This window comes from Variimorphobacter saccharofermentans (assembly GCF_014174405.1).
Classification (GTDB): Bacteria; Bacillota; Clostridia; order Lachnospirales; family Lachnospiraceae; genus Mobilitalea; species Mobilitalea saccharofermentans.
The window spans coordinates 3,238,005-3,259,116 of the sequence record NZ_JACEGA010000001.1 but is presented as its reverse complement, the minus strand read 5'-3'; the positions used below and the strand labels follow the sequence as shown (position 1 = coordinate 3,259,116).

At 37.6% G+C, this 21,112-nt stretch carries 19 protein-coding genes; 11 read left to right on the top strand and 8 right to left on the bottom strand.

From position 1 onward, the window contains the following. Positions 1–27: 27 nt before the first annotated feature. Entirely contained in the window at positions 28–228 is a 201-nt protein-coding gene (locus H0486_RS14165) for a cold-shock protein (protein ID WP_228353608.1), read from the bottom strand. Between the two features lie 373 nt (positions 229–601). On the opposite strand from H0486_RS14165, the gene H0486_RS14160 reads away from it, so the two are divergent. The 9 genes from H0486_RS14160 to H0486_RS14120 all read left to right on the top strand — a co-directional run bounded on the left by H0486_RS14160 (position 602) and on the right by H0486_RS14120 (position 13,809). Next, entirely contained in the window at positions 602–3,544 is a 2,943-nt protein-coding gene (locus tag H0486_RS14160; protein WP_228354445.1) for an insulinase family protein, read from the top strand. Between the two features lie 34 nt (positions 3,545–3,578). Next, positions 3,579–4,508 carry a GTPase Era gene (gene era, locus H0486_RS14155; protein WP_228353607.1) on the top strand — a complete coding sequence of 310 codons (930 nt, stop codon included), beginning with the start codon at positions 3,579–3,581 and terminating at the stop codon, positions 4,506–4,508. A 184-nt stretch (positions 4,509–4,692) separates the two neighbouring features. Next, positions 4,693–4,908 carry a hypothetical protein gene (locus H0486_RS14150; protein ID WP_228353606.1) on the top strand — a complete coding sequence of 72 codons (216 nt, stop codon included), beginning with the start codon at positions 4,693–4,695 and terminating at the stop codon, positions 4,906–4,908. Continuing rightward, a complete protein-coding gene (gene recO / locus H0486_RS14145) occupies positions 4,853–5,611 on the top strand; it encodes a DNA repair protein RecO (RefSeq protein ID WP_228353605.1) in 759 nt (252 codons plus the stop codon). The genes H0486_RS14150 and recO overlap by 56 nt, the downstream gene beginning before the upstream one ends. A 129-nt stretch (positions 5,612–5,740) precedes the next feature. Beyond that, positions 5,741–6,340: a hypothetical protein gene (locus tag H0486_RS14140; RefSeq protein ID WP_228353604.1), complete on the top strand. Its 600-nt coding sequence runs from the start codon at positions 5,741–5,743 to the stop codon at positions 6,338–6,340. 219 nt (positions 6,341–6,559) lie between these two features. Then, complete coding sequence (locus H0486_RS14135; RefSeq protein ID WP_228353603.1) at positions 6,560–7,948, top strand: glycine--tRNA ligase; 1,389 nt, start codon at positions 6,560–6,562, stop codon at positions 7,946–7,948. 317 nt (positions 7,949–8,265) lie between these two features. After that, complete coding sequence (gene ppdK, locus H0486_RS14130; RefSeq protein WP_228353602.1) at positions 8,266–10,887, top strand: pyruvate, phosphate dikinase; 2,622 nt, start codon at positions 8,266–8,268, stop codon at positions 10,885–10,887. Positions 10,888–11,298: 411 nt separating this feature from the next. Further along, the gene (locus H0486_RS14125) at positions 11,299–12,993 is read left to right on the top strand and encodes a reverse transcriptase domain-containing protein (RefSeq protein WP_228353601.1); all 1,695 of its coding nucleotides are present in this window, start codon (positions 11,299–11,301) and stop codon (positions 12,991–12,993) included. Positions 12,994–13,251: 258 nt separating this feature from the next. Continuing rightward, positions 13,252–13,809, top strand: a complete 558-nt coding sequence (locus H0486_RS14120) for a hypothetical protein (protein WP_228353600.1) — start codon at positions 13,252–13,254, stop codon at positions 13,807–13,809. 241 nt (positions 13,810–14,050) lie between these two features. Here H0486_RS14120 and H0486_RS14115 read toward each other — a convergent pair whose 3' ends face one another. The 7 genes from H0486_RS14115 to tnpA (H0486_RS14090) all read right to left on the bottom strand — a co-directional run bounded on the left by H0486_RS14115 (position 14,051) and on the right by tnpA (H0486_RS14090) (position 19,938). Further along, entirely contained in the window at positions 14,051–14,344 is a 294-nt protein-coding gene (locus H0486_RS14115) for a DUF6618 family protein (RefSeq protein ID WP_228353599.1), read from the bottom strand. A gap of 14 nt (positions 14,345–14,358) precedes the next feature. Further along, entirely contained in the window at positions 14,359–15,159 is an 801-nt protein-coding gene (locus tag H0486_RS14110; protein WP_228353598.1) for an ExeA family protein, read from the bottom strand. Then, positions 15,159–16,403: a helix-turn-helix domain-containing protein gene (locus tag H0486_RS14105; protein ID WP_228353597.1), complete on the bottom strand. Its 1,245-nt coding sequence runs from the start codon at positions 16,401–16,403 to the stop codon at positions 15,159–15,161. Before H0486_RS14105 ends, H0486_RS14110 begins: the two co-directional genes overlap by 1 nt. Positions 16,404–16,486: 83 nt before the next feature. Continuing rightward, the gene (locus H0486_RS18815) at positions 16,487–17,008 is read right to left on the bottom strand and encodes a DUF6431 domain-containing protein (protein WP_408647633.1); all 522 of its coding nucleotides are present in this window, start codon (positions 17,006–17,008) and stop codon (positions 16,487–16,489) included. Between the two features lie 463 nt (positions 17,009–17,471). Beyond that, positions 17,472–19,097 (bottom strand): IS66 family transposase, encoded by a 1,626-nt coding sequence (gene tnpC / locus H0486_RS14100; protein WP_228354333.1) that lies wholly within the window; start codon positions 19,095–19,097, stop codon positions 17,472–17,474. Positions 19,098–19,229: 132 nt separating this feature from the next. After that, positions 19,230–19,589 carry an IS66 family insertion sequence element accessory protein TnpB gene (gene tnpB, locus H0486_RS14095; protein ID WP_228351320.1) on the bottom strand — a complete coding sequence of 120 codons (360 nt, stop codon included), beginning with the start codon at positions 19,587–19,589 and terminating at the stop codon, positions 19,230–19,232. Then, positions 19,582–19,938 carry an IS66 family insertion sequence element accessory protein TnpA gene (tnpA, locus tag H0486_RS14090; RefSeq protein ID WP_228351319.1) on the bottom strand — a complete coding sequence of 119 codons (357 nt, stop codon included), beginning with the start codon at positions 19,936–19,938 and terminating at the stop codon, positions 19,582–19,584. The genes tnpB (H0486_RS14095) and tnpA (H0486_RS14090) overlap by 8 nt, the downstream gene beginning before the upstream one ends. Positions 19,939–20,240: 302 nt before the next feature. Between tnpA (H0486_RS14090) and tnpA (H0486_RS14085) the strand changes: the two genes are divergently transcribed. Both tnpA (H0486_RS14085) and tnpB (H0486_RS14080) read left to right on the top strand, forming a co-directional pair. After that, a complete protein-coding gene (tnpA, locus tag H0486_RS14085; protein ID WP_228353596.1) occupies positions 20,241–20,609 on the top strand; it encodes an IS66 family insertion sequence element accessory protein TnpA in 369 nt (122 codons plus the stop codon). Then, positions 20,599–20,958, top strand: a complete 360-nt coding sequence (gene tnpB / locus H0486_RS14080; RefSeq protein ID WP_228352485.1) for an IS66 family insertion sequence element accessory protein TnpB — start codon at positions 20,599–20,601, stop codon at positions 20,956–20,958. The genes tnpA (H0486_RS14085) and tnpB (H0486_RS14080) overlap by 11 nt, the downstream gene beginning before the upstream one ends. Positions 20,959–21,112: the final 154 nt, after the last annotated feature.

The following is a 21,112-nucleotide window of genomic DNA, read 5'->3' as shown; positions in this document are numbered from 1 at the left end:
TATAAAAATTACTTTTATTTGCTGTGATTATAACTTGGTTACATTTGCTGCCTGAGGACCTTTTTCACCCTCAACAACTTCGAATTCAACCTTTTCGCCTTCTTCAAGCACTTTAAATCCATCCATTAAAAGTGCTGAGAAATGTACGAATACATCATTTCCTTCTTCATCAGAAATAAAACCAAAACCCTTCTTAGCATTGAACCACTTAACTGTACCCGTCTTCATAAAAGCCTCCTAAAACATAATTAATTACATTACCACTATTAGTAATGATAGACTAAATTTAACATAAATGAAGGTAATTGTCAAACAAGTTTTGTTACATTTTGTAATAATTTTAGCATATTGAATATATAATTCGTCATTTTTACCAAAGGATGAATGTAATATTATGGAAAATTTTAAAGCGGAATATCTGTAATTATCAACGGAATACATATATAAATATGGATAAAAGTGGCGAATGATTAAAATGACAAATCCATTATTTTATGTTATTATGAATAAGCACATACTATAAATTACCATACTTAATAATAGGTATCACTACAGATTACTAAGTTATGAATAATAGACTGATAGGACGGAGGCAAATATGATGAATAAGAAAATTCCATCCTCATATGAATTCATATTTGAGGAAAAACTGGAGGATTTAAATGGAATAGGAACCCTGCTGGTTCATAAAAAGACCGGTGCCAGGGTAGCTCTTATTGCGAATGATGATAAAAATAAAGTATTTTCCATAGGATTTCGTACACCACCGGCCAACAGCACTGGTGTTGCTCACATTATTGAGCATTCCGTGTTGTGTGGATCGAAGAATTTCCCTGCTAAGGATCCCTTTGTTGAATTGGCAAAGGGTTCTTTAAATACATTCCTTAATGCAATGACATATCCGGATAAGACAGTATATCCGATCGCTAGCATGAATGATCAGGACTTCAAAAATCTGATGCATGTTTATATGGATGCAGTGCTTTATCCCAATATTTATGATCGTAAGGAAATATTTCTTCAGGAAGGCTGGCATTATGATTTAGAGAGCGAGGATGCAGAATTAAAGTATAACGGAGTCGTTTATAATGAGATGAAGGGAGCATTTTCATCTCCAGAATCCCAGCTATTCCGGTTAATTCAGAATTCATTGTTCCCGGACACTGCATATGGAGTAGAGTCAGGCGGAGATCCGGAGTTTATTCCTGAGTTGTCTTATGAAGAATTTATTGATTTCCATAAGACCTACTATCATCCATCCAACAGCTACATTTATCTATATGGAGATATGGATTTTGAAGAGAGGCTGAATTGGCTGGATAAAGAATACCTGAATCAATATGACCGTTTGGAGGTACCTTCTGAAGTACAAATGCAGAAGGGCTTTGACGTAACAAAGGAAATAGAAGCTTATTATTCTCTCAGTGAAGATGAGGATACCAAGGAGAATACCTACCTAAGTCTGAATACGGTAATCGGAACAACGCTGGATAAAGAGCTAGGGCTTGCCTTTCAAATACTTGACTATGTTTTGCTTCAGGCCCCCGGAGCCCCGATTAAACAGGCTTTATTGGATGAAGGGATAGGCAAGGATATTCTCGGAAGCTATGAGGATGAGATATTACAACCTACTTTTACGATTATTGCGAAGAATTCAGAGGAAAGCAAGAAGGAGCAGTTTATTTCCGTTATTCGGAGGGTTCTGGAGGAGCTTGGTACAAAGGGCTTGGATGAGAAGTCTTTACAGGCAGCCATTAACTTCTATGAGTTTAAGTATCGTGAAGCCGATTATGGTCAATTCCCGAAGGGACTTATGTATGGACTTCGTGCCATGAGCAGCTGGCTCTATGATGATAAGAAACCCTTCCTTCACCTGAAGGATACAACAGGATATGCCTTCCTGAAAGAGAAAATCGGAACAGGCTATTATGAAAAGCTTATTAAAGAATATCTGTTGGAGAATACCCATAACTCCGTAGTGATTTTAAAACCTAAGAAGGGTCTCCTTGCCCAGAAAGAGGAAGAGCTGAAAGCAAAATTAGCTGCTTATAAAGCAACCCTTTCAAAGGAAGAAATCCGCAGATTAGTAAACGACACAATTCAATTGGCTGAGTATCAGGAAACACCTTCTACAAAGGAGGAGTTGGAGAAAATCCCGTTGTTAACCCGTGAGGATATTCGGCGTGAAGTGGAGCCTTTGTACAACACAGAGCATGATGTGAATGGAATTAAGGTTATTCATCATGACATATACACTAATAAAATAGCATATTTAAGACTGTTGTTTCGTGTAGATGATATCCCTAAGGAGTTGTTGCCCTACGCATCATTATTGTCCTTTGTGTTAGGATATTCCGATACTCAGAATTACTCGTATTTAGAGTTGTCAAATGAGGTGAATATTCATACCGGTGGAATATCTGCAAATGTACGAAGCTTTTCTATAAAAGGTAACACGGATACTTACTATCCGGTTTTTGAGTTTTCAACGAAGGTTCTGTATGATAAAATGCAGGAAGCGTTCCGTCTGCTTCAGGAAATGATTCATCGCACTAAATTAGATGATAAAAAACGACTGAAGGAAATTGTCGATGAAATGAAGTCTAAATTGCAGATGCATTTTAATTCTTCCGGCCATTCAGTTGCAGTGGACCGTGCCATGTCCTATTATTCCGTACATGGTCTTTTTAAAGAAGTAACAACAGGTATTGCATTTTATAAATTCATTGAGGATTTGACAGAGAACTTCCAAACTAGGGCAGAGGAAGCAATTGAAAAAATGAAGCAGTTGCTGCAAATGATCTTTACCAGGAAGAACCTGTTAATCAGTATAACTTCAGACGCAGAGGGATATCAACGCTTTGAAGAGAAGCTGCCTGATTTTACAGATACTCTGATTCCTCATGTGGATGAAAAGCTATTTGCCGCTTATGATACTTCATCCTTAAAACCTGTTTGTCTTAATGAAGGCTTTAAGTCGGCAATGCAGGTACAATATGTTGCCAGAACGGGTAACTTCCTGAAAGCAGGTTTTGAGTACACCGGGGCCCTTAAGGTGTTAAAAACCATACTAAGCTATGATTATCTCTGGATTAATGTAAGAGTAAAGGGTGGTGCCTACGGATGTATGTGCGGTTTCTCAGGCGTGGATGGAGATGCATTTTTTACTTCCTATCGTGACCCGAATTTAGCAGAGACCAATGATATCTATAAGAGAATTCCGGAGTATGTAAAGAATTTCTATGCGGATGAGAGGGATATTACCAAGTATATCATCGGAACCTTTAGTACACTGGATACACCGCTTACCCCGCAGGCGAAGGGCAAACGGTCCCTGAGTATGTATCTTGCAGGGCTGACGGAAGCAGATTTACAGAAGGAACGGGATGAGGTATTGAATGTTACCGTCTCAGACATTCAGGCTCTGTATAAGATTGTTCAAGCAGTTCTGGATGCTGGTCATATCTGTGTAATAGGTAATGAAGGTAAAGTAAACGATAATAAAGATTTGTTCAAGGAAGTTAAATACTTAATGAAGAGCTGATTTCACAAGAAAGCAGAAAGATATTGGAGGAAGGATGAAGAATACAAAGTATAAATCAGGGTTTGTAACATTAATCGGGAGACCGAATGTGGGAAAGTCAACTCTGATGAATCAACTGATAGGGCAGAAGATTGCAATTACCTCGGAGAAGCCTCAGACAACAAGAAACCGAATACAGACGGTTTATACAGAGGACCGCGGTCAGATTATCTTCTTAGATACACCTGGAATACACAAGGCTAAGAATAAGCTAGGGGAGTTTATGGTGAATGTTGCCGAGAGGACCATGAACGAGGTTGATTTGGTTCTCTGGCTGGTGGAACCGACTACCTATATCGGAGCAGGAGAGCAATATATAGCAGAGCAGCTGAAAAAGGTGAAAACTCCGATCTTCTTAGTAATTAATAAAATTGACACTGTGAAGAAGGAAGAAATCCTCGCTATTATTGCGACCTACAAGGATATCTGCAATTTTAAAGAGATCATTCCGGTATCCGCCCTGAAAGGAGAGAATACCAAAGTTCTGCTGGATGTATTATTTCAAAATTTGCCGGAAGGTCCTCAATATTATGATGAAGATACGATTACAGATCAGCCAGAGCGTCAGATTGTGGCCGAACTGATCCGAGAGAAGGCATTGCGACTTCTGGATGATGAAATCCCCCACGGGATTGCGGTGGGTATTGAGCGAATGAAGGAGCGGCCGGAAAATCCAAGAAATGATTATGAATCCGGAGGAATGATTGATATTGATGCTACTATAGTTTGCGAACGTGATTCTCATAAGGGAATCATTATCGGAAAGGGCGGAAGCATGTTAAAGAAAATTGGTACTCAGGCGAGACAAGAAATCGAGAATTTACTTGACTGTAAAGTAAACCTGCAGCTATGGGTTAAGGTTAAGAAAGACTGGCGTGATAGTGATTTCTTGATAAAAAACTACGGCTATCGGCGGGATGAGTAATAAAAACGGTATCAATAAATAACTTATGTATTTGTCAAGCAAAATTTAACAATTTTAAATGGGATATTCTAACCAGTTTATTTTCACTAAAAAAGGGAAACCTAATGATATAACAGAAAATGTGAAAAGTACAAAAGGCAAACATATCTGTTTTTAAAAGATATCATGGTTAGGGGGCTCATTTATGAAGAATTATGATTATTGGAAAACATTTGTAAAAACAGGAAAGATAGACGATTACTTACATTACATTGCATGTACACAGGAAGAAAGCATGGAGGATATTATACAAGCCGTGGATACTTCCGGACGGAGCATGGATAGGGATAAAGAAGGTGGAATGGTTGCCGGTATCAACTACCGTGACGGGAATGGTTTTATCGGCCATGCCGGTTGGTGAATATGACAAGCGGCTGGTCATATTAACGAAGGAATACGGAAAAATATCTGCATTTGCCAAAGGCGCTCGTAAACCAAACAGCGCCTTATTGGCGTGTAGCCAACCATTTTCGTTTGGCGAGTTTTCATTATATGTGGGAAGATCCTCTTATAACATTATATCCGCAGAGATATCCAATTATTTCGGAGAACTTCGGGAAGATTTTAGCAGTCTTTGTTATGCCTTTTATTTTTGTGAATTTGCAGATTACTTAACGAAGGAAAATAATGATGAAAAGGAAGTTCTGAAGCTTCTGTATCAAACCATGAGGATTCTATCGAAGAAAACGATTGAAGTAAATTTAATTCGGGTAACATATGAGTTGAAGCTAATATCGGTCTGTGGTGTAACACCTCAGGTTTTCCAATGTGTAAAGTGTAATGGTAAATATACCTCAGAAAACAATCGGAATATTTATTATTTTAGCACGGAACAGGGTGGTATATTATGCGATGCGTGTAAAATAAACGATAAGAGTGCAATACGAATTGGAACCTCAACTCTCTATACAATGCAATACATAATCTCGAAGGAGATTGAAAAGCTGTATACATTCAAGGTAACGGGAGAGGTATTACAGGAACTAAATCGTTGTGTGAAACGATATTTGGAACGTTATGTGGATCATGAGTTTAAGTCCTTGGAAATGATACGGGATATTTAGAACACTTGATACAAACATTTTTAAAATACTGGTTGAAATTATCAAACTTTAAGGTTAAAATGGTATGGACTCATGCAAGGAGTCCTTTTATAGATTTTAATGCCTGTAAGAAGGCAGATGGAGGTTGTTATGAAAAGAGTAGTTCTTTGCTTAACTATGCTGATGATTATAATCGGAACAGCTGGTTGTTCAAGAAAAGAAGTCATAATTACAGTGGATGATGTATCAGTGAATACATTACTTGCCAAAGCAAACGGAGAGTTAAATGTTGCAATGGTGGAGGAGTTTGATAAATCCTATTATGACATTTCCGAAATGGAGGAATTTGCCGCAAATAAGATTAAAGAATATAACCAAAAAGCCGGCGGTGATCATATAGCATTAATGCAGTCAGCAAATCGTGATGGAAAAGCGATATTATTGTTATCATATTCGGGAATGGATCAATATGCTGCGTTTAATCAGGTGACAGCAGCTTATTTCAATGGAGGAGTTAGTGAGATTCCTTTGGAACTGCCGGCAACCTTAAAGAATGTAAAGAAGGATTCAGTTGCTGATACCCAAAAGGTAATACAAAATGAAAAATATAAAGTATTAGTAATCAATGAACCATATGATATTTTCGTTGATGGTAAAGTAATGTTTTACTCCGATAATGCAGTGCTTGTTGATGATAATAAAGTTCAAAGTGCAGCAGAAGGCACTACAGTAGTGGTATTTAAACCTTGAAAATAACTTGATCGTATTGATCGGTTCTGAAAAATAAAATAGGTAATTGCGAAACTCTGAAGATATCTTAATTGTGCATACGGCAGATATATATTCCTGCACAAACCCGCTCCTTCCGCTATGGTTTGCTTCGGAACATGCGTCCACTGTATCCACAATAGCCACAATGATTACGTTTCGTAATTGCCTAAAAAAATATATAATGTGAGGATGAAATATATGGAAAAGACAATGGATAAAATTGTGGCATTAGCAAAAGCAAGAGGATTTGTGTATCCAGGTTCAGAGATTTATGGTGGACTTGCTAACACTTGGGATTACGGAAATCTCGGTGTTGAACTGAAAAACAACGTAAAAAAAGCATGGTGGCAGAAGTTTATTCAAGAGAATCCTTATAATGTTGGTGTTGATTGTGCTATTTTAATGAATCCTCAGACATGGGTGGCATCCGGACACTTAGGAGGCTTTTCCGATCCTTTGATGGATTGTAAAGAGTGCCATGAGCGTTTTCGTGCTGATAAACTAATTGAAGATTATAATCAGGAGAAGGGAATTATTATCGAGGGGTCTGTAGATGCATGGTCCAATGAGGATATGAAAAAATATATCGAGGAGCATAATATCGTATGTCCTACTTGTGGTAAACACAATTTTACCGATATTCGTCAGTTCAACCTGATGTTTAAAACCTTCCAGGGAGTTACAGAAGATGCTAAGAATGTAGTTTATCTGAGACCAGAAACAGCACAGGGTATTTTCGTTAACTTTAAGAATGTGCAGAGAACCTCTCGTAAGAAGATTCCATTCGGCATTGGTCAAATTGGTAAGTCCTTCCGTAATGAGATTACGCCAGGTAACTTTACATTCCGTACCAGAGAATTTGAACAGATGGAATTAGAGTTTTTCTGTGAACCGGATACGGATTTAGAATGGTTTGCATATTGGAGACAGTTCTGTATTGACTGGCTGAAGAGCCTTGGTATGAAAGATGAAGAGATTAGAGTCAGAGATCATGATGCGGCGGAGTTATCCTTCTATAGTAAAGCTACTACGGATATAGAGTTCTTATTCCCATTTGGCTGGGGTGAGCTTTGGGGTATTGCCGATCGTACTGATTACGACTTGACACAACATCAAAATGTATCAAAAGAAGACATGAGCTATTATGATGATGAGAAGAAATTACGCTACATTCCTTATGTAGTAGAGCCTTCACTAGGTGCTGACCGTGTTGTACTGGCATTCTTGTGCGCTGCTTACGATGAGGAAGAGATTGAAGAGGGCGATATTCGTACCGTATTACATTTCCATCCGGCACTGGCTCCTGTGAAGATTGGAGTACTTCCGCTTTCTAAGAAGCTGTCAGAGCCTGCAGAGAAAATTTATATGGAGTTATGTAAGACATATAATTGTGAGTTTGATGACAGAGGAAATATTGGAAAACGCTATCGCAGACAGGATGAAATCGGAACACCATTCTGCATAACCTATGACTTTGAATCAGAGACCGATGGAGCAGTTACTGTTCGCGATAGAGATACTATGCAGCAGGAAAGAATTAAAATAGAAGATTTAAAGACATATTTTGAGAATAAGTTTAAATTTTAGAAAAAAAGTCTTTTCTTCTTTTGATATTATATGCTATAATGCTTCTTGGTGACTAAAAACGTCATAAGAGAGTTATAATTTGAATATAGCATTTATCCTTTGGGTGATAAAAGTATTACGCAAACAGAATGAAGTGGTATATTTTATAGTTTAAGGCTACTTTTCATTTTGTTTGCGGAGTACTTTTGACACCCAAATGATGTCAGGATGATAAAAGTATCTTGTGAATAGTATCACAAAATACTTTTATCGTCCTGACTTGATAATGCATAGGCAAATTGTAAAATATATAATTTAATTAGGAGGGCACTTACAAAATGACAAAATGGGTATATTTGTTTAAAGAAGGTAAGGCAGATATGAAAAACCTTCTTGGTGGTAAAGGCGCTAACTTAGCAGAAATGACTAATTTAGGTCTTCCAATTCCTCAAGGATTTACTGTAACGACAGAAGCTTGTACAGATTACTACAATAGTGGCAAGAAAATTAGAGATGAAATTAAGGATCAGATCTTTGCAGCCTTAAAGCAACTTGAGGAACAGCAGGGAAAGAAATTCGGTGATACCGAGAATCCTTTGTTAGTATCCGTTCGTTCTGGCGCTAGAGCTTCCATGCCTGGTATGATGGATACCATCCTGAACTTAGGTTTAACAGATGTAGCTGTAGAAGGCTTTGCAAAGAAGACAGGAAATCCGAGATTTGCATATGACTCCTATAGAAGATTTATCCAGATGTTCTCTGACGTAGTTATGGAGATCAGCAAATCCAAGTTCGAAAGAGTTTTGGATGAAATCAAAGAAAAGAAGGGTGTTCATTTTGACACCGAGCTTACTGCAGAAGACTTAAAAGAAGTTATTGCACAGTTTAAGGCTCTTTATAAAGAAGAAAAAGGCACCGATTTCCCTCAGAATCCAGAAGATCAGTTAATCGAAGCTGTTACCGCTGTATTCCGTTCTTGGGATAATCCTCGTGCGATCTACTATAGAAGAATGAATGACATCCCTGGTGATTGGGGTACTGCTGTTAACGTTCAGGCTATGGTATTTGGTAACATGGGTGATACTTCCGGTACTGGTGTTGCATTTACTCGTAATCCTTCCACCGGTGAAGCAAAGATTTATGGTGAATACTTAATCAATGCTCAGGGTGAAGACGTAGTTGCTGGTATCAGAACTCCTCAACCTATCACAAAGTTAGAGGAAGATATGCCGGAAGCTTATGCAGAGTTCATGAGAATTGCTACCTTACTTGAGAATCACTACAAAGATATGCAGGATATGGAGTTCACAATTGAGGACAAGAAGCTTTACTTCTTACAGACACGTAACGGTAAGAGAACAGCACCTGCTGCTTTGAAGATTGCTTGTGATTTAGTAGATGAAGGAAAGATTACCAAGGAAGAGGCTATCAAGAGAATTGAAGCAAAATCCTTAGATCAGTTATTACATCCTACCTTTGATGCTGCAGCATTAAAAGCAGCTAAGCCTGTAGGAAGCGCATTACCTGCATCTCCTGGTGCAGCTGCTGGTAGAGTATACTTTACAGCAGAAGATGCTAAGAATCATCATGAAAAAGGCGAGAGAGTAATTCTTGTTCGTCTTGAGACATCACCGGAAGATATCGAAGGTATGCATGCAGCTGAAGGTATCTTAACTGTACGTGGCGGTATGACTTCTCATGCAGCAGTAGTTGCTCGTGGTATGGGTACTGCTTGTGTATCTGGTTGCGGTGATATTACAATTAATGAAGAGGAAAAATACTTTACATTAGCTGGTAATACAGTAAAAGAAGGAGATTATATCTCCCTTGACGGTTCCACAGGTAACATCTACATTGGAGATATTCCTACTGTAGAAGCTTCCATCAGTGGTAACTTTGAAAGAATTATGAAATGGGCTGATGAGATCAGAACCTTAAAGGTAAGAACTAATGCAGATACTCCTGCAGATGCAGCAAATGCTGTAAAATTTGGTGCAGAAGGTATTGGTCTCTGCCGTACAGAGCATATGTTCTTCGAAGCTGATAGAATTCCTAAGATCAGAAAGATGATCTTAAGTAAGACAGTAGAAGCAAGAGAAGCAGCATTAAATGAGTTAATTCCTTTCCAGAAGGGTGACTTTAAGGCTCTTTATGAGGTAATGGAAGGAAGACCGGTTACTATCCGTTTCTTAGATCCTCCGTTACATGAGTTCGTTCCTACGGATGAAGCAGATATCGCTGCATTGGCAAAAGATATGGGTCTTTCCGTACAGGAAGTAAAAGACACCTGTGATTCCTTACATGAGTTCAACCCGATGATGGGTCACAGAGGTTGCCGTCTTGCAGTAACCTATCCTGAAATTGCAAAAATGCAGACCAGAGCCGTTATGGAAGCTGCTATTGAAGTAAAGAAAGAAAAAGGTTACGATATTGTTCCTGAAATCATGATACCTCTTGTTGGTGAGAAGAGAGAGTTAAAATATGTTAAGGAAGTAGTTGTTGAGACAGCAGAAGCAGTTAAGAAGGAAATGGGCTCCGATATCGAGTATCATGTAGGTACTATGATCGAGATTCCTCGTGCAGCATTACTTGCTGATGAAATCGCAGAAGAAGCAGAATTCTTCTCCTTCGGTACCAACGATTTAACACAGATGACATTTGGTTTCTCTCGTGATGATGCTGGTAAGTTCTTAGATGCTTACTACAAGAATAAGATCTATGAATCAGATCCATTTGCAAGACTTGACCAGGAAGGTGTTGGTCAGTTAGTGAAGATGGCATCTGAAAAGGGACGTGCTACCAGACCTACAATTAAGCTTGGTATCTGCGGTGAGCATGGTGGAGATCCTTCTACAGTAGAGTTCTGCCATAAGGTAGGATTGAACTATGTATCCTGTTCACCTTTCCGTGTGCCGATCGCAAGACTTGCAGCAGCACAGGCAGCATTGAATCAAAGATAAGCGAATTCAAACTCTTCGAGCATACGATAAGTTTTGATGAAGCAAAAGAATATAGAAAAAGCTATGGAGCGTATCTGAGACGTAATCAGTGGGATGATATTACTGTTGAGGCTTGGATATAGTTATATGGCAGTAGAAGGCACTATCATATTATGTATGGTAGTGTCTTTTTATTAAAATGTTCATATTTATATTTTGATGGAGGAATTTGTTAGAATGGTTTGATTAAATTTGTAGAAAATGGTATAATAATGTATATATAGGAGAATTGATTTTCGTTAGTGATACTGCAACGATGTACAAGAATGTCAACAGGATATCCAGCTGTATGTTAATTATTATATATACTATAATGTAATAATGATAAGGTAGAATTCTCCTATATATTTTAGAAGGGAAACAAGTCGTAAAATGATTAATGCAAGAACAGATATAGAAACTGAAAAGCTGTTTTATCAAATGCAATCTAGGGAAGATGTCGCTGATATTTTACAAATAGAAGACAAAAGCCTTAGATATTTTTTATATGCAATAAAGCCAGACAATATGTATACAGAATTTAAGATACCTAAGAAAAATGGCGAATATAGAAAAATATCTGCACCCAATAAAAAGCTTAGAAGTATACAACGAAAACTAGCAGACATACTTAATATAGCATATAAGGTGAAACCTGCTTCATATGGATTCGTTAAAAATAAAAGTATTTATCAAAATGCTGATAACCACTGTAAAAGAAAAAATGTTTTGAATATTGATTTAAAAGATTTTTTTACACAAATTCATTTTGGTAGGGTCCGTGGGTTATTCATGAAACCACCATATAATTTGGGAGAAGAAGCGGCGATGGTAATCGCTCAAATTGCGTGTTATCGTGGTGTATTACCTCAAGGAGCTCCTACTTCACCAATTATAACGAATATGATTTGCTCACCATTAGATACGCAGTTGACGCACCTAGCTAAAAAGAACCAAGTTGTTTATACGCGATATGCAGATGATATAACTTTTTCATGTTATAAAAATTCCTTTCCTGAAGCCTTAGTATATCTGGATAAAGGTGATATACATATTGGTAAAGAGCTAGAGTTTATATTAAAAAAGAATAACTTTGTTGTAAATATGAACAAAGTTAGACTGATGGACAACAGACGAAGACAAGAAGTGACAGGGTTGGTTGTCAATAAATTTACTAATTTAAAACGAGAATATATAAAAGAAGTTAGGGCAATATTACATTGTTGTAAGAATAAAGGGATATATGATAGTGCAAAAATATATGTCAATAAGGGAAAATGCAATAATCATCGTATAAAAGCATATATTCAAAATGAAGACAAAGTTGACAGAAAAGAAGATGTGTCTAATTGGTTTGAGCAAGTCTTAAAAGGGAAAATTGGATATATTAAATTAATAAAAGGTAATGATAATCCAACATTTTTAAAATATGCAAAACAACTAAATATAATTTCTAACAAAAAAATATTTAATATTGATGAGTATGACAAATTTCATAATATGATAGACGACAATATATTCATATTGCAATGTACGAGTAAGAACGTTGCAAGGCAAGGTTCCGGATTTTTACTAAAAACATACGGTTTAATGACTAGTTACCATGTTATACCCGATGATAATTTCTACTCTGTTAAAAAAAATACCGGCAAGCAAGTTGGAGTGATAACAAAAAGTTCGAATTTATATAAAGAAAGCTATGAAATTGATTATGCTTGCTATATTAATATATGTAATAATTTTGATAAGTCACAAAACGGTTTTGAATTAGGCGATTCTAGTAATTTAAAAGCTGGAGATAAAGTTATTATTATTGGTTATCCAAATTATATGGATGGAGATACACCATATATACATACATGCTATATTACGAACAAAACTTCGTATTTTGGACAAGAATTATATACAATAAGTGGAAGGATTGCAAAAGGAGCTAGTGGTGGAGTGGTATTGGACCTATTACATGAAGTTGTGGGAATTATTAAAGGTGGAGTCACTAGTTTAGAGGAAGACGATGAGTCTAATGACCCGGAATTTAAACATGGCTTTATTCCAATTCATGATGTTATTGAACATATGAGAAATTAAAACACAATTACAATAAGTACTTTGTATTTTAAAGAATATATATAATTTCCTAAAACCCTGAGGACCCTATCCAACCATGTGTATATTGCCTAATTGAATATTATAGTAAGATTAGATATAATATAAAAAGTTGACCATAAAGAATGGTATAGGCCAACTCATATGGTCGTTGATAGAAAGTACATCATCGTTAAACTATGATAATTCATAAATAAAAAATAGTGGTATAATATTAAGAAAAAGCAGTGAGGTGATTATATGGCTTTTGCATTAGAAAAAGAGATGACACCTAAAATGAAAAGTAATGTAAAAGAATTTTTGTTTAAAACTATTTCTTATCAGGACGATTTTATTATAGCAGAAGAATTACCGGTGTATTATCGTATGATTGATTTGGTAGTCGCTATAATTCAAGATGATAAAATATCTAGTTTATTGGATAGTGAGTATGAGAAAAAATTTAAATATATAGAAAATTATATATTAGATATATTGGCTTTATTCTCAATATATGACGAAATAACTGTAAACAAAGTGCAAAAACATATTTTTATGGATAAGCAAAAAATTGTTGATTGTTTAGAAGTCTTGGAAAAAAGGAAATTAATATTAAAGGTTTCAAGACAGAAGTATATAGCTACTGAATGGAGAAAATTAATACCGGAAGAAATAATCACTTTAGAATTAAAACTTCAAAAATGGCAAGAAGCATTAGAACAAGCAATTTTTAATAAGAGCTTTTCTGACTACTCATTTGTTGTATTGGATAAAGAAAGAGTTACTAAAAAAATAATATTATTAAAGAAGAATATATAAAAAATAATATAGGCCTACTATTACTTGATGAAACTGGATGTTGTCCCGCAGATTAGAAGCTCCTGTTCCATGCAGTTTATTTTATCCTAAATCGGTTTCCTGATTATTCTTTTAGTCACTTTAGTAACTCTAGTTTATGCAAGCTATTTGGTTCAATTCAAAATGGTGCAGATTATTAGAACGACAGAAAAAGCAGGTTACCCTGCTTCTTCTTGGATTGATATATATTCACTGAGTTTTACTAATGCGTCGATAATGCTGATTGCATCCACCGGGATAACTCAGGATAATACGTTGTCAGACACTCGAAATTCCAGAAACGATCAGATAGTCCGGCCAGTTCGGTTCCGATATTCCAATTAGGAATGCAGATGTAGCTTCCATATTCATGTTTCCCACAAAGGATATGAAAGCTGCTATCCCTTGCTGTGACCTCAAGTTCATAAGGATCCGTACTTCTTAATAGGTTGATATGTCCATTCCAACGTATTGGTTCTATGTCCTCTGTCCCGGTACAGATATAGTCAAGGTCCATGATTAATGCCTCCTTTAAAGTTCGCTGTCATTGACAGCTTTCATGACGATATCAGAGGTTATGATATCAGATCTCGTACTGTCTCCAATAAGAAGACAGGCATTGCAAAGTTTGTTTATCATACGAGGTACACCGTCAGCTGCGTTGAGGACAGCTTCTATGGCGTTATCCTCAAAAACAGGCTGATTACAGCCGGCACTTTTTAATTTTTCAGAGATATACTGGCGTCCTTCTTCTTTGGTCAGACCACCGATTTCGTAATTCATGACGATTCGCTGACGAAGAGGTTCATGAATACCAAGCTTAAGCGTGGAATTCAGTGTGGGAAGCCCAGTGAGCAGAATAGCTGCCCGGTCTTTGGAATCCATTTCAAAGTTGAATAGGATCTTCAAATCATTCAGAATTGCATTATTGATGTAATTCGCTTCATCTATGATGATGACAGGAGTTTTGCGTTTTTCCACAGCAAGTCGTGTGATTTCATCCTGGATAATCCGGAAGTTGTCTGGTTTACGAAACACAGGTTGTGCCCCGAGTTCTGTTACAAGATTCCGGTAGAAATCATTGGCAGTAAGGGTGGAAAAGCTGGAGTATACCACTTTGTAAAGAGAAGGATTTAATGTAACTGCCCAGTTTCGGACAGCAGTCGTCTTGCCTCTGCCGGGGCTTCCAGTAAGAAGTCCGAAGCCCTTTGTTTTTGCAAGATAGTCCAGACGGAACTGTGTTTCCTTGTATTCGTTTGTGTGAATCAGTATCTCTTTGGAATTCTTTAAAAATGGATTGAATTCCATACCATAGCGAATCGTATAATCCATTATTCATCACCTCTACATAAATGTATTTTTTCACGTTTTACAAATGCATTCTCATGCTTGTTGAGCAGTCGGATCGGAGTAAGTGTTCCATCCGATTCCACGATAAAGATTTCTTCCATACCCGGAGAATAGCGTAGACGGATACGCTGCTTTGCAAAACGGCAGTCGACTTCGTATTCCACCTGGTCAATGGTAATAACACTGTCGGCAGAAACGCGACGTTCAATTTCAAGCAAGAAGTTATGATCAATCTCTTCTTCGGAAAGACGACGGATGCGTTCCGGTTCTGAGAAAAATCGGTCCTGCGGAGACTTGCCTTTTAAAGAGGAATGAACCGACTGGTTGTAGTGGTTTACATAAGCCATCAAGTTTCCACGAAGCTCGTCAAGTGAGTGAAAGTCGCGGATATCCAGGGCTGCCATCCATTGGTCCTTCATGGTCCGAAACCACCGCTCAATTTTTGCCTTCTGGGTTGGAGTATACGGTTGGTCATAATGGATGATGGAACCAAGACGGGCTGCAAGAAGTTCCATCTGTTTATTCTTATAGGAGGAACCGTTATCGAAATTAAACATCTGTGGACGGCCATACTTTGCAACCGCAGATTTCATAACAGACATCAGATTTACAAAGTTGTCATTGAAGAAGATATCAATTCCAACAATAAAACGACTGGCATCGTCAATGAGGGCAATGATATAGACCTTGTGTTTCTTTCCATCGACTGTCTTAAGGTAAGGACCAACACTACTATCACCACACCAGACTTCATTAATGTGCGGGCGTTCATAACGGCGCATATCCTGATTTGTTGTAGTTTTCATTTCCAGAGCCAGAGAGTTAAGATAGCGGTTCACCGTTGATTCTGACAGGTCATCCGGACGGATACTTCCGTTATCCCGTAGCTGACGGTAAATAGCGGCAGCTGACATTCGTGGATAGTTGGTCTTAAGATATTTTATCTGTTCCTGAAGTTCATCATCAAGTTTTCTGGGTTTTCCAAGGTCAGCTCTTGAGGAAGGAACAAGAGCATCAAAGCCACCTTTATTGTAGTGGTTGTACCATTTCTTAATGGTAGTTGGTGCAAAGTGTTTTGTGGTACCATCCGGTGCCATTACACCTCTTGCAGAGGCATCACGAAAGAAAGCCTCATTGGATGAAAAGCTGTCCTGAAGTCCTGAGATGAGTGGTGCGATGACAGAATAGCGCATTAGTGCGATTTCATGTGTTTGTTCCTGGGTCATAATGGAAACCTCCTTTGTTTTTTTGAAGTGTATTCGGAATACACTTATAGTATAGAAGGTTCCATATGGGATGTCGTGTAAGGTTATGTGGGTGTTAGAAATAAAATATTTGGTGTTTTTTTAACCTGCATAAATTGGCGACCGTAATGTAAAAAACAGATCTGGATGAAGGTGTGGGATGTGGAGACAAAGAGCTTAAAAGACAAAATCCGCTGAAGCCAGTGGTGGATATATCTGCGAACGATAGAGTGAATACAGTTTTCATCAATGGAGGGAGTTCTCTCCATGACATCGGAGTAGTTACCAGAGTTCTCATGACAGGAAATGATATCCACCTGATCAGGTAACGAGATCTGTGAATAAGGAACAATAAACGATGGAAGTAAGGCGTGTGTTGTATTACAATGGTTGCATTTTACGCGGCAGATATGTAAAAGAACAGAATGGTCCTTCAGTTTTATGTTACGATCATAGTAGCCATGAATCGTAAGGCATGCAGAATGCCCACAGGTGCAGGTCAACTGGTGGAATTGAAGAGAATTAATTAAATTTTCGTAGGAATCTTGTGAAATAGGATTGCAATATTCGGTAGATATCGTTATCATAAGCATGTGAGGCTGTGGTTCACCACAGACTTGAGCATGCGGCAGAAATCAAACTTTGGTCGGGGAGATTTCTGCTGCTTAATTTATTAGGAACATAGTTATGATAACATAAGAAGGTACTGGATAAAACAATCTGCCGTAAAATGCATCAGAATGATTTACTCAGTACCTTCTTTTAATTTGCTTGAAAAGGAAAAGAGCTGGGGCATGTAAAATGCCGAATAACAACTGGAGAATTTGAAATTGTAAATATTCCTAAAAAAAATAGAGGCATACAGCCTAATATTTATTCATATGAAAAAACAAGAATATTAAAAGATGTTATTAACGGATACAAGTGGAAAAAGATAGGAGGTAAGTGATGACACTTCCTCCTATTTTTTATAAGTCATGCGTTGACAAAAAGTAAACGGTAAACCACTTGTCTATCATGAAATTCTAGCCACCTTGTGGTGGCTAGTTATTAATTACTTTGTTTTTTGCATTCATCTGGAAGATTTGGAGACCATGGAAGTAGGTCTTCTAGGAACTTTGTATCCTTTCCATCTACATACTTAGGAATCTCTTCTAAGATAAATTTAAAATAATTATAAGGTTTTAAGTTGTTTGCCTTTGCGGTTTCTGCAATACTGTACACAATTGCGCTTGCCTTTGCTCCATTTATAGTATCTATCAGGTGCCAATTATGTTTACCAACGCAAAAACTGCGAATTGCTATTTCAGCAGAATTATTATCCAGGGGCACTGTTGGATCCTCTAGAAAAGTACGTAGGTACTGTTCTTGATTTATGCAATAAGTAAAAGCTTTTCCTGTTTCAGATTTTTCAGGAACTGTATGCCTATTGGCTTTTACCCACGTAAAGAAGGCCTCTACTAAAGGCTTGACATGAAGTTGTCGTTCACGTAGTTTTTCATCTTGTTTAAGATCTGATAGGCTATTATCCACATGGTAGATAGCTGCTATCTGACCAACTGCAGCTTCTGCTAGAGTTCCTTTGGCTTTCTCTTTGCCAAGGGCTTTGCATAGCTGGGCGAAGCGTCTTCTCGCATGAGTCCAGCATCCTGCCACTTTCAGTTCATCAGGCCGCTCATTGGCTATCTTATGATAGCTTTGATAACCATCACAAACCACTACGCCCTGGAACTCCTTTAAGAACTGTGCAGGATGATCTGATTTACGAGTTTTCTGATACTCATATAGGATTGCTGGGGGCCCTCCACCATCCTTACCAGAGCGATATACCCACATGTAACTATTGGTCATGGTATCACGTCCATCCTTTGTTACCTTAAATGGGGTTTCATCTGCATGAAGCACATGACTTTTATAAAGCTCATCATGCATCCGGTCATAAAGAAGCGATAAATATCGTTCACTTCCAGTAATGACCCAGTTAGACATTACCTGTCTTGAGATATTTACATCATACCTTTTAAATTCCTGCTCAAGACGATACAAAGGTAGGGAGTTTATATATTTAGCATTTAATACTGCAGCAAGAAGCGAAGGTGTAACAATGCTATTTTTCAATAGCTCTGAAGGACGATCTGCCCGTACGATTGTCTGATTTTTATTACCGCAATACACGGCTACGTGATGTTCTACAACTTCAAAGGTTGCAGGATGAAAATCAAGTTTTTTATAAACTTCATCAGGTAGCCTACGATAGCTACCACCGAAAAGTTCCTGTAGCTTCTCCTCTGAAAGAAAGTGTTCCTCCACACGAATAGGTAACCCCTCCAAATCCGCATCTCGTTTCCCTTGGGGTTTTACACGACGTGTATGCCCAGACACTACTTGCTCTATTGTTGGCTCTGCAATCTCTCCTGCAGTAGCAATGGTAACCTCTGCTTCGTTAAAACATAATTGAAGTTGTTCTGAAATCTCTATATCAATCTTTTCAGAGGAACTTCCAAACCTTGCTTGATTGGAGACCTTTAGCTGCTCTAATAATAGATTCATGTTTTTGTTTAGCAGCTCCATTTCCCCACGAAGGAGTTTTAGGCTCTCTTGCTGATTTAGAAAAAGATCTATGATCTCTTTCTTAGTATATTTAGTTAATTGGTTTACACTATAGTTTTCTATCATCATGTGTCAAACATAGCATAATAAAAACTGCATGTAAAGAGATTTGAAACAACTTTTAAAAGTTGTGGAAAACATAGCGAAACCGAGTAAAATCAGGGCTTTATGGAGAAACTTTATCCACTAATTATAGCCCTATGCAGTCCGTTTTGGTTTGACTGTGTGGACAACTTTTTTTGGCTCTACTGATAGTCCTTCCATCAACCAACGAAATTGTTGTGATGTCATTTGACGCACTTCATCTTCATTTCTTGGCCATTGGAACTTGCCATTTTCAAGGCGTTTGTAGAGCAATAGAAAACCATCTCCCTCCCATAAAAGTCCCTTGATACGATCAGTTCTCCTTCCGCAAAAGAGAAATAAGGTACCAGACTCAAAAGGATTTAGATGAAAGGTTTTATCAATAATAACAGATAAACCATCTATACCACGCCGCAGGTCGGTATAACCACAGGCGATATATACAGCCTTAAAACCTGTAGCATCATTAAGCATTAGAAAGTACCTCCAGCACCATACGTAGTATATCAGGTGAAGTGTTCTCTGTAACTTCTATTTTAACTTTACCAATAGATATGTTTAGTGACCCTTGATTTCCATTATTGATAGGTTCAATTACATTCATAGGAACAGATGCAAAGGAAGGTGATACGGCTACATTGCTTTCGGTTAAAACTTCACATGCAGCTTCACGAATCTTTTTATACCAATAATAGTATGAATTACGATTAACATCGTTTTGTTTACACCAGTCGTCTACTTTCATGCCACTGTTACGGCAGTCTTGAATTATAAGATGCCATTGCTTTAAGTTATATTCCTTTTTCATATTTTTTGCATTCATGAAGATAACCTCCTAAGATTGTTTGAAAAGTTTAAAATGTTGTCAACTTTTTCAACTTATTCAACTTAGAGTATTATCCCATATGTGATTTTATTTTTTAATGTACAAGAGATTTACCGTTTACGACAAAAATTCTAAAAAGCTATTACTCCATACGGATAGATGAGCTCCAATTTCGTAAGCGGTAGATAATGGGTACTCTAGACCGCTGTATAGATTTTTGAGAAAATAGACTTATTATTTAACCGGGTCAAAAAAGTTCAGTGCTCAACTTTTTTGACTCCTTACAAGGAGGTAAGTCTATGAGCTCAACAACAAGTATGATTGCCACACGCTATCGATTGCAGGAATGGGCTGAGCAGGTTCGTGCCTGTCAGAATCGACCTGATGGAATGAAAGTCATCGATTGGTGTGCACAAAACAACATAACCAAAGCGGATTATTACTATAGACTTCGCAAGGTTCGGGAAGCCTGTCTCGAAAGCATGCCAAAGGACATGATTTCAACATCAATTGTGCCGGTACCGGCTGAAGTCATGAATCCTAAATCTGCTCCGAGCACAAGTACAGGTCTGGATATCTCTGTGAACGGCTTTTCTATTCATGTGACAGAAGCTACATCATTAGATCTACTGTCTACAATACTACAGGTGATCTCTCATGCTCAATGATGCCACATGTTTTAAGCAAATCTACCTAGTGACTGGATATACAGATCTTCGTTCCGGTATTGACCGTCTGGCTGGTATCATAGAAACGCAAACCGGTATAGATCCTTTTTCGCCTGATACACTTTATCTTTTTTGTGGAAGAAAAGCGGATCGTATAAAGGGGTTAGTCTGGGAAAAGGATGGCTATCTCCTGCTATATAAGCGCCTCGCAGCTGGTCAATATCAATGGCCTCGTAATGCTGCAGAAGTTAGAGTTCTAACCCCACAGCAATTCCGTTGGCTAATGGAAGGGCTTACCATAACCCCGAAGAAGTCTGTAAAGCCGGTATCACCGGAGTATGTTACATAAGCTTTGTGCAAAACAGAGAAAATATATCTTGTTTTTACACGTTTAAAAAACGTAGAATCATCTATAAATGATTGCCTTCTACATACCTTCAGGCAGCGATATATAAGCGATATTTATCAAAAAATAAAATTTGACATTTCGAAAGGCATTTAAT

Excerpts from the sequence above, each read along its gene's own strand:
- H0486_RS18815 (WP_408647633.1), bottom strand. The coding sequence starts at position 17,008 with ATGATAACGATATCTACCGAATATTGCAATCCTATTTCACAAGATTCC.
- H0486_RS14105 (WP_228353597.1), bottom strand. The coding sequence starts at position 16,403 with ATGACCCAGGAACAAACACATGAAATCGCACTAATGCGCTATTCTGTC.
- ppdK (WP_228353602.1), top strand. The coding sequence starts at position 8,266 with ATGACAAAATGGGTATATTTGTTTAAAGAAGGTAAGGCAGATATGAAA.
- tnpA (WP_228353596.1), top strand. The coding sequence starts at position 20,241 with ATGAGCTCAACAACAAGTATGATTGCCACACGCTATCGATTGCAGGAA.
- H0486_RS14120 (WP_228353600.1), top strand. The coding sequence starts at position 13,252 with ATGGCTTTTGCATTAGAAAAAGAGATGACACCTAAAATGAAAAGTAAT.
- tnpB (WP_228351320.1), bottom strand. The coding sequence starts at position 19,589 with ATGCTTAATGATGCTACAGGTTTTAAGGCTGTATATATCGCCTGTGGT.
- tnpC (WP_228354333.1), bottom strand. The coding sequence starts at position 19,097 with ATGATAGAAAACTATAGTGTAAACCAATTAACTAAATATACTAAGAAA.
- tnpA (WP_228351319.1), bottom strand. The coding sequence starts at position 19,938 with ATGAATGCAAAAAATATGAAAAAGGAATATAACTTAAAGCAATGGCAT.
- H0486_RS14150 (WP_228353606.1), top strand. The coding sequence starts at position 4,693 with ATGAAGAATTATGATTATTGGAAAACATTTGTAAAAACAGGAAAGATA.
- H0486_RS14125 (WP_228353601.1), top strand. The coding sequence starts at position 11,299 with ATGATTAATGCAAGAACAGATATAGAAACTGAAAAGCTGTTTTATCAA.
- tnpB (WP_228352485.1), top strand. The coding sequence starts at position 20,599 with ATGCTCAATGATGCCACATGTTTTAAGCAAATCTACCTAGTGACTGGA.
- H0486_RS14160 (WP_228354445.1), top strand. The coding sequence starts at position 602 with ATGAATAAGAAAATTCCATCCTCATATGAATTCATATTTGAGGAAAAA.
- H0486_RS14110 (WP_228353598.1), bottom strand. The coding sequence starts at position 15,159 with ATGGATTATACGATTCGCTATGGTATGGAATTCAATCCATTTTTAAAG.
- H0486_RS14140 (WP_228353604.1), top strand. The coding sequence starts at position 5,741 with ATGAAAAGAGTAGTTCTTTGCTTAACTATGCTGATGATTATAATCGGA.
- H0486_RS14115 (WP_228353599.1), bottom strand. The coding sequence starts at position 14,344 with ATGGACCTTGACTATATCTGTACCGGGACAGAGGACATAGAACCAATA.
- H0486_RS14165 (WP_228353608.1), bottom strand. The coding sequence starts at position 228 with ATGAAGACGGGTACAGTTAAGTGGTTCAATGCTAAGAAGGGTTTTGGT.
- era (WP_228353607.1), top strand. The coding sequence starts at position 3,579 with ATGAAGAATACAAAGTATAAATCAGGGTTTGTAACATTAATCGGGAGA.
- H0486_RS14135 (WP_228353603.1), top strand. The coding sequence starts at position 6,560 with ATGGAAAAGACAATGGATAAAATTGTGGCATTAGCAAAAGCAAGAGGA.